At 70.9% G+C, this 14,866-nt stretch carries 11 protein-coding genes; 2 read left to right on the forward strand and 9 right to left on the reverse strand.

The window, feature by feature from the left end; genetic code table 11:
- Positions 1-13 precede the first annotated feature (13 nt).
- Positions 14-3,037 carry a glycoside hydrolase family 3 N-terminal domain-containing protein gene (locus ACFY2Z_RS16290; RefSeq protein ID WP_390744812.1) on the reverse strand — a complete coding sequence of 1,008 codons (3,024 nt, stop codon included), beginning with the start codon at positions 3,035-3,037 and terminating at the stop codon, positions 14-16.
- Between the two features lie 247 nt (positions 3,038-3,284).
- Between ACFY2Z_RS16290 and ACFY2Z_RS16295 the strand changes: the two genes are divergently transcribed.
- Both ACFY2Z_RS16295 and ACFY2Z_RS16300 read left to right on the forward strand, forming a co-directional pair.
- The gene (locus ACFY2Z_RS16295) at positions 3,285-5,153 is read left to right on the forward strand and encodes a ricin-type beta-trefoil lectin domain protein (protein ID WP_390744813.1); all 1,869 of its coding nucleotides are present in this window, start codon (positions 3,285-3,287) and stop codon (positions 5,151-5,153) included.
- Positions 5,154-5,204: 51 nt separating this feature from the next.
- Complete coding sequence (locus tag ACFY2Z_RS16300) at positions 5,205-5,336, forward strand: hypothetical protein (RefSeq protein WP_390744814.1); 132 nt, start codon at positions 5,205-5,207, stop codon at positions 5,334-5,336.
- Between the two features lie 64 nt (positions 5,337-5,400).
- Here the strand turns inward: ACFY2Z_RS16300 and cimA are convergent, their stop codons facing one another.
- The 8 genes from cimA to ACFY2Z_RS16340 all read right to left on the reverse strand — a co-directional run bounded on the left by cimA (position 5,401) and on the right by ACFY2Z_RS16340 (position 14,595).
- Positions 5,401-7,005: a citramalate synthase gene (gene cimA, locus ACFY2Z_RS16305; RefSeq protein WP_390744815.1), complete on the reverse strand. Its 1,605-nt coding sequence runs from the start codon at positions 7,003-7,005 to the stop codon at positions 5,401-5,403.
- A gap of 282 nt (positions 7,006-7,287) precedes the next feature.
- Positions 7,288-8,589, reverse strand: a complete 1,302-nt coding sequence (locus tag ACFY2Z_RS16310) for an MFS transporter (protein ID WP_390744816.1) — start codon at positions 8,587-8,589, stop codon at positions 7,288-7,290.
- 81 nt (positions 8,590-8,670) lie between these two features.
- Positions 8,671-9,138, reverse strand: a complete 468-nt coding sequence (locus tag ACFY2Z_RS16315) for a hypothetical protein (RefSeq protein ID WP_390744817.1) — start codon at positions 9,136-9,138, stop codon at positions 8,671-8,673.
- Positions 9,139-9,187: 49 nt separating this feature from the next.
- Positions 9,188-9,736: a TetR/AcrR family transcriptional regulator gene (locus ACFY2Z_RS16320; protein WP_390744912.1), complete on the reverse strand. Its 549-nt coding sequence runs from the start codon at positions 9,734-9,736 to the stop codon at positions 9,188-9,190.
- Positions 9,737-9,861: 125 nt separating this feature from the next.
- The gene (locus tag ACFY2Z_RS16325; protein WP_390744818.1) at positions 9,862-10,920 is read right to left on the reverse strand and encodes an agmatine/peptidylarginine deiminase; all 1,059 of its coding nucleotides are present in this window, start codon (positions 10,918-10,920) and stop codon (positions 9,862-9,864) included.
- Between the two features lie 20 nt (positions 10,921-10,940).
- Positions 10,941-12,623 (reverse strand): urease subunit alpha, encoded by a 1,683-nt coding sequence (locus tag ACFY2Z_RS16330; protein ID WP_390744819.1) that lies wholly within the window; start codon positions 12,621-12,623, stop codon positions 10,941-10,943.
- The gene (gene ureA / locus ACFY2Z_RS16335; protein ID WP_390744820.1) at positions 12,620-13,324 is read right to left on the reverse strand and encodes an urease subunit gamma; all 705 of its coding nucleotides are present in this window, start codon (positions 13,322-13,324) and stop codon (positions 12,620-12,622) included. The genes ACFY2Z_RS16330 and ureA overlap by 4 nt, the downstream gene beginning before the upstream one ends.
- 182 nt (positions 13,325-13,506) lie before the next feature.
- Positions 13,507-14,595 carry a branched-chain amino acid aminotransferase gene (locus ACFY2Z_RS16340; protein ID WP_390744821.1) on the reverse strand — a complete coding sequence of 363 codons (1,089 nt, stop codon included), beginning with the start codon at positions 14,593-14,595 and terminating at the stop codon, positions 13,507-13,509.
- Positions 14,596-14,866: the final 271 nt, after the last annotated feature.

The following is a 14,866-nucleotide window of genomic DNA, read 5'->3' on the forward strand; positions in this document are numbered from 1 at the left end:
TGTCCCGCAGATGTCAGGCCACCGCCCGGTAGGCCTCCGTCAGCTTGGCCACCGCCGCCGCGTACTTCCCCGTCAGCAGCAGATGGTCCGCGTCCGCGAACGGTCCCGCGACCGCCGCCGTGAGCGCGGAGCCCGCCTTCTGCTGGACGAGCAGCCGGGCCTTGGTGACGATCTCACGGCCCGCGCTCGCGGAGCCCGACCGCTCGGCCGCCGCGGCCGCGAGCGACAGCGCCTTCAGGGTCGCCGCGCCTCCTGCCGGGGCCCTGGTGAGCGTGGTCAGTCCCCAGCCGTACGGGAACTGCGGGTCGTACGACGCGTCACCGACGTTGATCGGCAGTTGGGCCTCCGACCTCGGCCAGGTCACCGGGAGCTGTCCGGTGAACGGGCGCCTGCCGTAGAGCACGTCCGCCACGCCGTCGCCCTCGGTGCCAGGCAGCCAGGACGCCACCAGGGCGTCGATCTTGCCGAGCCGGTCGCCGATCAGCTGCGGACGTCCGGAGACGATCAGCACCGCGCACTTCATGGCGCCGCACACCTTGTCCACGGCGGCCTGGTCGGCGGCGGACAGCTGAAGGCTGTGGCCGTTGCCGACATCGCCGACGCCCTCGGCGTACGGGGTCTCGCCGACGACGACCACCCCGACGTCGTAGCCGCTCAGCGGTGCCGAGGCGTCCTTGGAGTAGGTGACGTCTCCCCCGGCCTTGCGCATCGCCTGCAGGATGGTCGTGCCCTGGGTGTGGGTGCCGGAGGCGCCCTGCCAGGTGAGGGTCCAGCCGCCGGTCTGGTTGCCGAGGTCGTCGGCGTCGGATCCGGCGACGTAGACCTTCTGGCTCTTCTTCAGCGGCAGCACGCCGCCCGCGTTCTTCAGCAGCACCTGGGACTCGGCGGCCGCCTGCCGGGCCACGGCCCGGTGCGCGGCGGAGCCGATGTCGGCGGCACCGCTCGTGTCGGCGTACGGGTGCTCGAAGAGCCCCAGCCGGAACTTCTGCGTGAGGATGCGCGAGACGGCGTCGTCGATCCGCTTCTCGGTGACGCGGCCCGCCTTCACCTCGTCGATCAGCGTCGTGCGGAAGTCCTTGTACGTGTACGGCACCATCATCATGTCGACGCCGGCGTTGACCGACGTGCGGACGTGAGACGCGTAGTCGCCCGGGAGCTGGTCGATGGCGTTCCAGTCGCTGATGACGAACCCGTCGAAGCCCATCCGGCCCTTCAGCACGCCGTTGATCATGTCGGCGCGGGCGTGCATCTTCACCGGGCCCTGGCCGTCGCCGATGATGTCGAGCGAGGAGTACGACGGCATGACCGAGCCGATGCCGCGGTCGACGGCCGTCTGGAACGGGGCCAGGTGGACGGCCTCCAGCTCCTGCCGGGTGACCTTGGTGACGCCCTGGTCGATCTTGTACGAGCCCGTGGTCGACGAGCCGTACTCGGTGCCGCCGTCGCCGACGAAGTGCTTGGCGGTGGCGAGGACCTTGTCGTCCCGGCTCAGGTCCCGGCCGTCCGCGCGTCCCTGGAGACCCTGGATGATCGTCTCCATGGACTTCACCAGCGCCGGGTCCTCACCGAAGGACTCGTAGGAGCGGCCCCAGCGCTCGTCGCGCGAGACGCACAGACAGGGCGCGAAGTCCCAGGGGATGCCGGTGGCCCGCACCTCACTGGCCGTCACCGCCCCGGTCTTCTCGGCGAGTCGGGGATCGCGGGTGGCCCCGATGCCGATGTTGTGCGGCATCACCGTGGCACCGGCGAGGTTGTTGTGGCCGTGGACGGCGTCGACTCCGTAGATCAGAGGGATCTGGAACCGGGTCGCCTGCGCCCGCAGCTGGAAGGAGTCGATCATCTGCGCCCACGCCTCGGGGGTGTTGGGCGTCGGGGTCGAGCCACCGCCGGACAGCAGCGAACCCAGGTCGTAGGACGCGATGTCGCCCTGGGAGGTGAGGCCGGCGCGCTCGGCCTGGGTCATCTGGCCGGCCTTCTCCTCCAGGGACATCCGGGAGAGCAGGTCCGCGACCCGCTTGCGCACCGGCAGCCTGCTGTCCAGGTACGGCAGTCCATGGGCGTCGATGACCACCTGCGGGATCTCGGCGGGGGCCTTGGCGCCGGTGACGGCCAGCTTGACCGGGATCGTCTCGGCGGGCTCGGCGGACCTGTCCTTGAGGGTGCGCACCTCGATGGTCCGCGTGCTGCCGGAGGCGGTCCCGGCCGGGAAGGTGAGGGTGCCGCTGACCGGGGTGTAGTCGGTGCCGGAGCCGGCGGTGCCGCCTGCCGTGTCGTAGGCGACGGTGACGGGCTCGTCCAGGGGTGCGGAGCCGGTGGTGGCGACGGTGACCTGCACCCGCGCCGTGCCGCCCTCCCTGACCGGGTAGACGGCGGAGTCCGTGGTGACGGAGGCCCGGCGGGACTGGTCGGCCTTGCCGTACAGCTCGACGTCGTCCATGGCGAAGCGGCCCTTGACGCCGGGCGGGAGCGTGACCGCGTACCCCCACATCCCGGTGAGGCCGAGGACGTGGTCGATACCGCCGACGGGCTGGTAGTCCGTGCGATAAGTGAAGTCGTCGAACGGGATCTGGATCTGTTTCCAGCCGGTGAAGTCATCGGTGAACGAGGTCGTCCACAGCTCGGAGGCCTCGCCGTTCGCGCCGCCGTCCTTGATCTCGAAGGCGATCTTCTTGCCGTTGTCCTGGCCGTCCCACCAGAAGCGGATGCCCTGGTGGGCGGACCAGTCGTGGGCAGGCCGGCCTGCGGCGAAGTCATGGGTGAAGCCGCCGTAGCCGCTGATGTCGTAAGTGCCGCTGAGGACCTTGGCGCCCTCGGGGGCGTCCGTGCGGTCGGTGAGCTGCAGCGTGGGCGGGTCGTCGGCGTCGCCGCCCCAGGTGAAGATGCCCTCGGCGGGCTGGCTCGCGAAGGGCACCTCGCCCTCGAAGCGGTCCACCGGGACGGGGGCGGGGTCGTCGGCGCCGGACGCGGTGCCGACGGCGGTGAGCGGGATCAGGCCGGTGAGCAGGGCGGCGGAGGCGATCAGGGCGGTTCTTCGCATGGACCTTCCCTTGGGCTCTCGTAGTCCCCATAGTGGGCTTACGACTTAGATCACGCCGTGAGTTAACTGGCGCACCGCGCCACCGTCAAGACTTCACGTCAGAACAGGTACGGAGCCAAGTCCCTGCGGAGGAAGGTGCGTTGTTCCTTCGGAAACTGAACACGCACCCCCTTGACGCGGCCCCGGCGTCGTCATTTACTCACGCCTCGCACGCCTCCCATCCCCCACCCCAGAAGGGCGGCGCTCCATGACAAGACCTCTGCGCGCGGCGCGCGTGCTCCTCGCCGGGCTGCTGACCTGTGCCGGACTGACCGCGGCGGGCACCCTGCCCGCGCACGCGGCCGGCGAGCAGGTCACGGCCTGGCTGACCACGACCGACGACAGCGGCGGACGGCATGTGGTCCGCGGACTCCAGGCACAGACGCCGTTCGCGTTCGAGTCGGGCACCGGCGGCGCCGGCGAGAACATCACCGTCGACGAGAACACCCGCTATCAGACCTTCACCGGCGGCGGCGCCTCGTTCACGGACACCGCGGCCTGGCTGATGAACAGCAGCGGGGCGCTGTCGCAGGCGACACGGGACGCGACCATGCGGAAGCTGTTCTCGCCGACCGACGGGATCGGGCTCTCGTTCCTGCGCAACCCGATGGGCGCGTCGGATCTGGCCCGCTACGGCTACACCTACGACGATGTGCCGGCCGGGCAGACGGACCCGAGTCTGACGAAATTCTCGATCGCGCACGACCTGGCCGACGTGGTGCCGCTGACCCGGCAGGCGCTCCAGCTCAACCCGTCGCTGACCGTGATGGCCACCCCGTGGACGGCGCCCGCCTGGATGAAGGACAGCGGGCAGCTCAACGGCGGCTGGCTGAAGTCGGAGGACTACGGGGCCTACGCGTCGTACTTCGTGAAGTACCTCCAGGCCTACAAGGACCAGGGCGTCCCCGTCTCCTACGTCACCGCCCAGAACGAGCCGACGTGCTGTTCCGGCTATCCGTCGATGAGCTGGAACGCCTCCGGGCTCGCGTACTTCACCAAGTCCGAGCTGCTGCCGAAGCTCCAGGCGGCGGGCCTTGCGACCAAGGTGCTGGCGCACGACTGGAACTGGGACACCTACGACAACTACGCCGCCCAGACGGTGGACGACGCGGCGGTCCGTGCACACCCCAACTTCGGCGGGATCGCCTGGCACGGGTACGGCGGCGACGTGACCAAGCAGACCAGCATCCACAACCAGTATCCGCAGCTGGACGCGTTCGGCACGGAGCACTCGGGCGGCACCTGGATCGCGAACCAGCAGCGCGAGGACATGCTCAACATCGTCGACTACACCCGGAACTGGGCGAAGTCGGTGACGAAGTGGTCGCTCGCGGTCGACCAGAACATGGGCCCGCACAACGGCGGCTGCGGCACCTGCACCGGCCTGATCACGGTCCACAACGGGGACGGGGCGAGCGGGACGGTCGACTACACGATCGAGTACTACACGATGGGCCATCTGACGAAGTTCGTGCGGCCGGGCGCACAGCGCATCGCGTCGACGGCGGGCTCGGCGGTGCCGAACGTGGCCTGGCGGAACCCGGACGGCTCCAAGGCCCTGATCGCGTACAACGACGCGTCGTCGGCGAAGACCGTGACCATCGACTGGGGCGGTCAGCACGCCACCTACTCACTGCCCGGCAAGACGTCGGCGACGTTCACCTGGTCCGGGACGCAGTCGGGCGGCGGGGACCGGTCGGGGGCGTTCGTGGGTCTCGCGGGCAAGTGCCTGGACGTGGCGGGGGCGTCGAACGCCAACGGCACCGCGGTGCAGCTCTACGACTGCAACGGCTCGACCGCCCAGCAGTGGACGGTGAAGGGCGACGGTTCCGTTCAGGCGCTCGGCAAGTGCCTGGATGTGGCGGGTGGTTCGACCGCGGACGGGGCCAAGGTCCAGTTGTACGACTGCAACGGGACCGGTGCCCAACAGTGGTCGTACAACTCTTCGACAGGTGATGTGGTCAACCTTGCGGCGAACAAGTGCCTCGACGTGACGGACAACTCGTCGGCGAACGGGGCACGGGCGCAGATCTGGTCGTGCACCGGCGCGGCGAACCAGAAGTGGCGACTTCAGTAGCGCAAGAGGTGACGGCAGGCGCCGCCCCCTCCCGTCGAGGGGGCGGCGCCCATGCGTCGGACGGTGCGGGCGGCGGCAGGCGCGATCGGGGCGACCGCTCTGCCGAGCGGCTGCGCGGCGGTCGATCTGCCGTCGGCGGCCGTGGGGCCGGGCGCGGACGGCGCGCCGAACGCCGTGCCCTGAGCCGCGGCGAGTTCGAGAAGCTCGCCGCGGACTCCTGCTGAGGCCCGCTGCCGGCCCCGGGGCACTACTCCGCGGGCTCCACGCCGGCCCGCAGCAGGCCGTAGGTGTACGCGTCCTCCAGCGCCTGCCAGGACGCCGCGATCACGTTCTCCGCCACACCGACCGTGGACCACTCGCCCCGGCCGTCGGAGGTGGAGATGAGCACACGGGTCGTGGACTGTGTGCCGTGCTTGCCCTCCAGGATGCGGACCTTGTAGTCGACCAGGTCGAGGGCGGCCAGCTCGGGGTAGATCTTCTCCAGCGCGACCCGCAGCGCCCGGTCCAGGGCGTTGACCGGGCCGTTGCCCTCCGCCGTCGCGACGATGCGTTCGCTCTTCGCCCAGAGCTTCACCGTCGCCTCGTTGGCGTGGGTGCCGTCGGGGCGGTCCTCGACGATGGCCCGCCAGGACTCGGTGCGGAAGTAGCGCAGCGGCTTGCCCGCCACCTCCTCGCGCAGCAGGAGTTCGAAGCTCGCGTCCGCGGCCTCGTAGGTGTAGCCCTTGAGCTCGCGCTCCTTGACCCGGTCCACGACCCGGCCGATCAGCTCCCGGTCGCCGCCCAGGTCGACGCCCAGCTCCTTGCCCTTGAGCTCCACCGAGGCCCGGCCCGCCATGTCGGAGACCAGCATCCGCATGGTGTTGCCCACCAGCTCGGGGTCGATGTGCTGGTACAGGTCCGGGTCCACCTTGATCGCGGACGCGTGCAGGCCCGCCTTGTGCGCGAAGGCCGAGACACCCACGTACGGCTGATGGGTGGAGGGCGTCAGATTGACGACCTCGGCGATCGCGTGCGAGATGCGGGTCGTCTCGCGGAGCCTGCCGTCGGGCAGCACCTTCTTGCCGTACTTCAGTTCCAGGGCCGCCACGACCGGGAAGAGGTTGGCGTTGCCCACCCGCTCGCCGTAGCCGTTCGCCGTGCACTGCACATGCGTGGCGCCCGCGTCCACCGCCGCGAGGGTGTTCGCGACGGCGCACCCCGTGTCGTCCTGCGCATGGATGCCGAGCCGGGCGCCCGTGTCCGCGAGGACCGTGGAGACCACCGCGTTGACCTGCGCGGGCAGCATGCCGCCGTTGGTGTCGCAGAGGATGACGACGTCCGCCCCCGCCTCCCACGCCGCGCTGACCACCGCCTTGGCGTACTGCGGGTTCGCCCGGTAGCCGTCGAAGAAGTGCTCGCAGTCGACGAAGACCCGGCGGCCCTCGGCCCGAAGATGCGAGACGGTGTCGCGGATCATCTCCAGGTTCTCGTCGAGCGTGGTGCGCAGGGCCAGCTCGACATGGCGGTCATGGGACTTCGCGACCAGGGTGATCACCGGCGCGCCCGACTCCAGCAGCGCCCTGACCTGCGGGTCCTCGGCCGCCTTGCCGCCCGCCCGGCGGGTGGCGCCGAACGCGACGAGCTGGGCGTGCCGGAAGTCGATCTCCTGTTGGGCGCGGGCGAAGAACTCGGTGTCCCGCGGGTTCGCGCCGGGCCAGCCGCCCTCGATGAAGCCCACGCCGAAGTCGTCCAGGTGCCGTGCGATGGCCAGCTTGTCCGCGACGGTGAGGTTGATGCCCTCGCGCTGCGCGCCGTCGCGCAGCGTGGTGTCGAAGACGTGGAACGAATCGTCGAGTTCGCTGGTTGCCGTCATGGTCTCAAGGCTCCTGTATGGGATCTCGGTCTACCGGAATGACCGGCTCCACCGTCCTTCCATGGTCCCTCGCGCCTTCGCTCCCGGCTGATGGTGGGCCAGGAAAACGAAAAACCTCTCGCGGGTGCGAGAGGTCTGCGCGCGGGTCGAGGACGACGATGGCCGCCCGTACGGGGTCGTACGAGGCGGTCACTGCGGACCGGCGCGCCTGCTGCCAATAATCATGGCGAACGTAAGCACGGGGGCAGTCTGGCACATTCCGCCCCCGCACTCACCGCCGTCTCAGGATGCGGTCGTCAGCGTGGACGGTGCGGTGGCGTCCATCCGGGCCAGATCCAGATCCCTGGTCTCCCGCATGGTGAGGTACACCACCAGCGACACGGCCGCGCAGCCCGCCACGTACCAGAAGAAACCGGACTCGATGCCCGCGTTCTTGAACCACAGGGCGACGTATTCCGCCGTGCCCCCGAACAGCGCGTTGGCCAGGGCGTATGGGAGGGCGACGCCGAGGGCGCGGACCCCCGTCGGGAACAGCTCCGCCTTCACACACGCGTTGATCGACGTGTATCCGGTGACCACGATCAGAGCCAGGAGCGACAGCCCGAGGGCCGGCCAGAAGCTCCCCGCGTGCTTCAGCAGGGTCATGATCGGCACGGTCAGGAACGTGGAGCCGACCGCGAAGGTGATCAGCAGCGGACGGCGGCCGATGCGGTCGGAGAGCCGCCCGGCCGGCGGCTGGAGGCAGGCGAACACGATCAGCGCGGTGAAGGAGACGAGGGTCGCGGTCTGCTTGGACAGCCCCGCCGAGTTCGACAGGTACTTGGTCAGGTAGGTGGTGTACGTGTAGTACGCGACCGTGCCGCCCATGGTCAGGGCCATCACCAAAGACGCCTCACGCTTGTGCCGCCACAGCGCGCGCAGCGTGCCGCGCTCCTCGCCGCCGGTCTCGTCGGCCTCGTAGACCTCCGTCTCCAGCATGCTGCGCCGCAGATAGAAGATCACCGCCGCGCCGAGGGCGCCCACCACGAACGGGATGCGCCAGCCGTAGCTGTGCAGCGCCTCGTCGGACATCGTGCGCTGCAGGACGATCTGGAGACCGAGGCCCACGATCTGGCCCGCGGTCATCGACACGTACTGGAAGCTGGAGGCGAAGCCCCGCCGCTTCGGGTCGGACGCCTCGGTGAGATAGGTCGCGCTGGCCGCGTACTCGCCGCCCACCGAGAGGCCCTGCAACAGGCGGGCGACCAGCAGGACAAACGCGCCGCCGTACCCGGCGACAGCGTAGGTCGGCGCGATCGCGATGAGGATCGCGGAGGCGGACATCAGTGTGACCGTGAGGGTCAGTGCGGCCTTGCGGCCCTTGCGGTCACCGACCCGGCCGAGCAGCCAGCCGCCGACCGGTCGCATGAAGAAGCCGACCGCGAAGATGCCCGCGGTGTTCATGAGTCGGGCCGTGGGGTTCCCGTCCGGGAAGAAGGCTCCGGCGAAGTAGGTGGCGAAGCTGGCGTAGACGAACCAGTCGTACCACTCCACCATGTTGCCGGCCGAGCCGATCCAGATTCTCTTCCAGTGCTCTCGTCCCATGAGCCGTAACGTGCCGGGCGTTCGCGAGTGCGACAAGAGCGCCTCGCTTTTCGTTCATTGCGTTCATGGCCCGGGGCGGGGTCACCTCGGCCGGCGGACGGAGACGTCGGCCGCGTCGTTGGTGTCCCCCGCCACCAGGTCGGCGGCGGCCGAACCGAACACCGCCGCACGGCCGTCGGCGCTCACGGCGCCCGGTACGGCCTGCGCACCCGCCGGGCCCACGGCCGGGGAACGGCCGGTGCGCCGGTCGAGCAGCCGGAGCCCGTCCGCGCCGGAGAGCAGGAGGTGCCGGGCGTCGCGGCTAGCGGCCACGGCGGGAGTGTCCGCGGCGCGGACGAGCCGCCCGGTGCGCAGATCACGCACATAGGTGCCGCCCTGGGCGTCGAGGACGACATACCGTCCGTCGTCGTTGAGCCGGATCAGCCGGCCCTGGCCGAGACCGGCGTCGGCCTGGACCTTGCCGCCGGTGGCGCGGTCCACGACGACGTTCCCCCCGAAACCCGGCGTCTCCCGGTCCCGCGCCGAGGACTCCCAGGGATGCAAACGCATCGCCCGCCCCGGGTCAAAGCGCCCGACGACGTACAACCAGGACGGCTGCTCAGGCGTCCGCGAGCGTGAGCGACTCGTCCAGGAACTCCCGTACATGGCCGAGCACCTGCTCCCGGCCGGTGCCCCGCAGGCCGATCGCCACATGGATGGAGAAGCCGTCGAGGAGGGCGCGCAGCCGGGCGGCGAAGCGGTCCGGGTCGACCGGCCGGAACTCGCCCCGCGACACGCCCTCGGCGAGCAGCGCCACCAGGTCGCGGTGCCAGGCACCCTCGATGGCGGCCTGCCGGTCGCGGGCGTCGTCGTCGGCGTTCTGCGAGCGGTTCCAGACCTCCAGCCACAGGGTCCAGTGCGGATCGCGGTGGCCGTCGGGGACATAGAGGTCGACGTACGCGTCCAGCCGTTCCCGGGCCGGGGCCCGCCCGCTGAGCAGCCGCGCGCGCTCGGCGCCGAGCCGGCCCTCGCTCCACTCCAGGGCCTGGAGCAGCAGCTCGTCCTTGGAGCGGAAGTAGTAGAGCAGATGGCCGCTGCTCATCCCGACCTCCCGGCCGAGCGCCGCCATGGTGAGCTGCTCCAGACCGCGCTCGGCGATCATGCCCATGGCAGCGGCGAGGACGTCCTCACGCGGCGGGGCGACATTGCGTCTGCGGGTCACTCTCCGGCCTCCGCGGGTTCGGTCGGACGGTGGCCGCACACGGCGCAGAGCACTACATCCACCCGTACGTTCTACCTGACCGCCCGGGTCGCCGGGACCCTCGGCTGCTGCTGGGTGATGCAGTGGACGCCACCCCCGCCCGCGAAGATCGTCCGGGCGTCCACGAGCGTCACCGTCCGCTCCGGGAACAACCGGCGGAAGATGCCGGCGGCCGTCTCGTCGCGGGGGTCGTCGAAGGCGCACAGCACAACGCCGCCGTTGCACAGGTAGTGGTTGATGTACGAGTAGTCGGCCCAGTGGCCGTCGGTCTCCAGCACGGTCGGCGCGGGCACCTCGACGACCTCCAGCGCGCGGCCCCGGGCGTCGGTGGCGGACCTCAGGATCCCGATGACCTCCTGGGTGACCTCGTGGTCGGGGTGCGCGGGGTCCGGCTGGTGGTGGGCGACGACCACACCCGGGCCGGCGAAGGCGGCGACGATGTCGACATGGCCGAGGGTGCCGAAGCCGTGCGGGGGGTAGTCGGCGGTCAGGCCGCGCGGCAGCCAGATCGCCTTGCGGGTGCCGAGGTGGGCGTGGATCTCCGCCTCGACCTGCTCCCTCGTCCAGTGCGGGTTGCGTTCGGGGCCGAGCTGCACGGTCTCCGTGAGCAGGACGGTGCCCTCGCCGTCGACGTGGATCGCGCCGCCCTCGTTGACCAGCTTCGAGGCGTACGTCCGCGCGTCCGCGAGGTCCGCGACATGCGCGGCGATCTTCGCGTCGTGCTCCCAGCGGGCCCAGCCCTGGGCGCCCCAGCCGTTGAACGTCCAGTCCACGGCGGCCAGTTCACGCCCATCGGTGAGGAAGGTCGGGCCGATGTCGCGCATCCAGGCGTCGTCGAGATCGCGCTCGACGGTGTCGATGCCCTCGCCCAGCAGGGCGCGCGCATCGGCGGACCGGCCGGGGCCGCAGACCACGGTGACCGGTTCGAAGCGGCGGACGGCGCGGGCGACCGAGGCCCAGGCCGCACGGGCGGCGGCGAGGTCGCCGGGGTCGTCGAAGGTCGGGTTGGGGCCCGGCCAGGCCATCCAGGTGCGCTCGTGCGGGGCCCACTCGGCGGGCATGCGGAAGCCGTCGGCGGCGGGGGTGCTCATGGCGGGGGTCCTCACGGGGCTCACAGGAAGTACAGGCGGTTGAGGGACACCGAGTCGGCGGGTTCGGAGCGGACGGGCGCGCCGTCGAGGGTGACCAGGCCGGTGCGCTGGTCGACGTCGACCGCTCCCGTACGGGAGTTGAGGCGCAGATCGGCGGGGCCGATGCCGCGGGTGCCGCGGACCGCGACCCTTCTGCGCCGGGTGGGCATCCGGTCGGAGCCCAGGTCCAGGGCCGCCCGGGCGACGAAGGCGACGGAGAGGTCGGCGGCGGTCGCGCCGTGCGCGCCGAACTGCGGGCCGAGCACGAGGGGTTCGCAGGTGTCGGTGGCCGCGCCCGGGTCACCGACCACGCCGTACGCCGGGAAGCCGGACTTGAGCACGAGCTGGGGCTTGGCGCCGAAGTACTCCGGCCGCCACAGCACGATGTCGGCCAGCTTGCCGACCTCCAGGGAGCCCACCTCGTGCGCGAGTCCGTGTGCGATGGCCGGGTTGACGGTCAGCTTGGCGATGTAGCGCAGGACGCGGGCGTTGTCGTCGTCCGGGCCGTCGCCCGCCAGGGGCCCCAGCTCCGCCTTCATCTTCCCGGCCATGGCGAAGGTGCGGCGCACGGTCTCTCCCGCGCGTCCCATGCCCTGTGCGTCCGAGGAGGTGATGCCGATGGCGCCCAGATCGTGCAGCACGTCCTCGGCGCCCATGGTTCCGGCGCGGATGCGGTCGCGGGCCATGGCGGCGTCGCCGGGCAGGTCCGGCTTCAGGTCGTGGACCGAGACGATCATGCCGTAGTGCTCGGCGACGGCGTCCCGGCCGAAGGGCAGCGTCGGGTTGGTGGAGGAGCCGATCACGTTCGGCACGCCCGCCATCTTCAGGACGTTCGGCACATGCCCGCCGCCGCAGCCCTCGATGTGAAAGGCGTGGATGGTACGGCCGTCGAGGACCCGCAGGGTGTCCTCGACGGACAGGCACTCGTTCAGACCGTCGCTGTGCAGGGCGACCTGGACGTCGTGTTCCTCGGCGACGCGCAGGGCGGTGTCGAGGGCGCGGGTGTGGGCGCCCATGTCCTCGTGCACCTTGAAGCCGGAGGCACCGCCCTCGGCCAGCGCCTCGATCAGGGGGGCGGGGTCGGACGACGAACCGCGGCCCAGGAAGCCGATGTTGACGGGCCAGGCGTCGAACGCGTTGAACGCGTGCCGCAGCGCCCAGGGCGAGTTGACGCCGACGCCCCACACCGGCCCGAACTCCTGCCCGATGATCGTGGTGACACCGGAGGCCAGCGAGGCCTCCATGATGCGCGGCGACAGCAGATGGACATGGGTGTCGACGGCTCCGGCGGTGGCGATCAGGCCCTCACCGGAGACGATGGAGGTCCCCGTGCCGACCACGACGTCGACGCCGTCGAGGGTGTCGGGGTTGCCGGCGCGCCCGATCGCGCAGATCCGACCCTCGCGGATGCCGATCGACACCTTGCGGATGCCGAGGGCCGCGTCGATGACGACCACGTTGCTGATGACGACGTCACAGGTCTCACGCACGGCCGCGGCCTTGAGGTGCAGGCCGTCGCGGGCGGTCTTGCCGAAGCCGGCGAGGAACTCGTCGCCGTACTGCTGCGCGTCGGACTCGACGCGGATCACCAGACCCGAGTCGCCGAGGCGGACGCGGTCGCCCGCGCGGGGGCCGTGGGTGGCGGCGTACTCGTACGGATTCATCGTGCGTCTCCTTCGCGCCCGGCCCCCGAAGCTCCCAGATATCCGCAGGCGGCGGCCCGGCGCAGGGCCTCTTCCTTCGCCCCCGGCGCGTCCAGCGGCCCGTCGACGAGTCCCGCGAAACCGATCGCGATCCGTTCGCCGCCGATCGGTACGAGTCCGACCTCGGCGCGCTCGCCGGGCCCGAACCGCACCGACGACCCGGCGGGCACGGCGAGCCGCATGCCGTAGGACCTCTGGCGGTCGAAGTCGAGCCGGGGGTTGGCCTCGAAGAAGTGGAAGTGGGAGGTGACGGAGACGGGCACGGTCGCGGTGTTGGTGACCGCGAGCCGGACGACCGCCTCCGGCTCGGCGTGCTCCGGACCCGGCAGCAGGGCGCCCGGGGCCTTGTCGCCCAGCCCGCCGCCGATCGGGTCGGAGACCACGGCGAGGCGTGACCCGTCGTCGAAGACGGCCTCGACATGCACCTCGGTGACGACGTCCGCGACGCCCGGCAGCACGTCGTCCGGACCGAGCACGGACCGGGCCGCCTCGATGGCCTCGGCGAGCCGCCGGCCGTCGCGGGCGGCCTCGCAGACGGTGTCCGCGATCAGCGCGGTCGCCTCCGGCACGTTCAGCCTCAGTCCCCGGGCCCGGCGGGCGCGCGCCAGTTCGGCGGCCCCGAAGAGCAGCAACCGGTCGCGTTCCGTGGGGGTGAGTCTCACGAGGCGGCACCTCCTTGCATCCGAACTTTAGAACAGCACTCTAAACGTCGGATCCGAGGATGGGAACCATGCTTGGGCAGGCAACGTCATGTCACATCGAGCGTCGCTCCAACCTCTCGACGGGCATACGAAAGGGCCGCCTCGGACGCGGGGTCCGAGGCGGCCCTGATGGTGCCCGAGGCTCAGCCGAGGGGGTGCATCCAGCCGTGCGTGTCCTCGCGGGTACCGCGCTGGAGGTCCAGCAAGGCCTCACGGAGCTTGACGGTGACCTCGCCCGGCTCGCCGCCCGACTGCTTCCACTCGGCGCCCGCGCGCTTGACCGTGCCGACCGGGGTGATGACCGCCGCGGTGCCGCAGGCGAAGACCTCGGTCAAGGTGCCGTTCTCGGAATCGGCCTGCCACTCGTCGATGGAGACGCGGCGCTCCTCCGCCTCGTAGCCGAGGTCCCGGGCGACGGTCAGCAGGGAGTCACGGGTGACGCCCTCCAGGATCGAGCCGGTCAGCGTCGGGGTGACGATCTTGTTGCCGTACACGAAGTACAGGTTCATGCCGCCCAGCTCCTCGACCCACTTGTGCTCCACGGCGTCGAGGTAGCAGACCTGGTCGCAGCCCTTGGCCGCCGCCTCGGCCTGCGCGAGCAGGGAGGCCGCGTAGTTGCCGCCGGTCTTGGCGTCGCCCATGCCGCCGGGGACGGCACGGACCCGGTCCTCCGAGACCCAGATGGAGACCGGCTTGACGCCGCCCGCGAAGTAGGCGCCGGCCGGGGAGGCGATGACGAGGAACAGGTACTCGTTGGCGGGCTTGACGCCCAGACCGACCTCGGTGGCGATCATGAACGGGCGCAGATAGAGGGACTCCTCGCCGCCGTGCGCCGGGACCCACTCCTTGTCCTGCTGGACGAGCACGTCACACGCCTCGATGAAGGTCTCGACCGGCAGCTCGGGCATGGCCAGCCGCCGGGCCGAGCGCTGGAAGCGCCGGGCGTTCATCTCGGGGCGGAAGGTGGCCACCGAGCCGTCGGGCCGGCGGTACGCCTTGAGGCCCTCGAAGATCTCCTGCGCGTAGTGCAGAACGTTGGTGGCGGGGTCGAGAGAGATCGGGGCGTACGGGACGAGCTGGCCGTCGTGCCAGCCACGGCCCTCGGTCCACCGGATGGTCACCATGTGATCGGTGAAGTGGCGGCCGAACCCGGGGCTGGCCAGGATGGCCTTCCGCTCCGCGTCGGAGAGCGGGTTGGCGGAGGGCTTCAACTCGATCGTGGGCGTCGTCATGTGTGGTTGTCCTTCACCGGTTGTGTTGACGGGCCGCGCTCACGCCCGTGCCTCCAGCGGCAGGTGTGAGGACGTCCGAGCATTCCCTCATACCGCGGCTCCTCGTTCGATTATCGCAAGCGGGTGCCCGATGGGAGTCCCCCCTGCTGGAGCGAAGCTGAAGCCGCGGGTGGAACGGGGTGAATGCGGCCCCGGAAGTGGCCCGGAGTGGGTCGATGGTGACACCCGGCGACGGCATGACAAAGCCGCCGGGCGCGTCGCGACCCGGCGG

The sequence above is a fragment of the Streptomyces sp. NPDC001222 genome (assembly GCF_042896945.1).
GTDB lineage: Bacteria > Actinomycetota > Actinomycetes > Streptomycetales > Streptomycetaceae > Streptomyces > Streptomyces gibsoniae.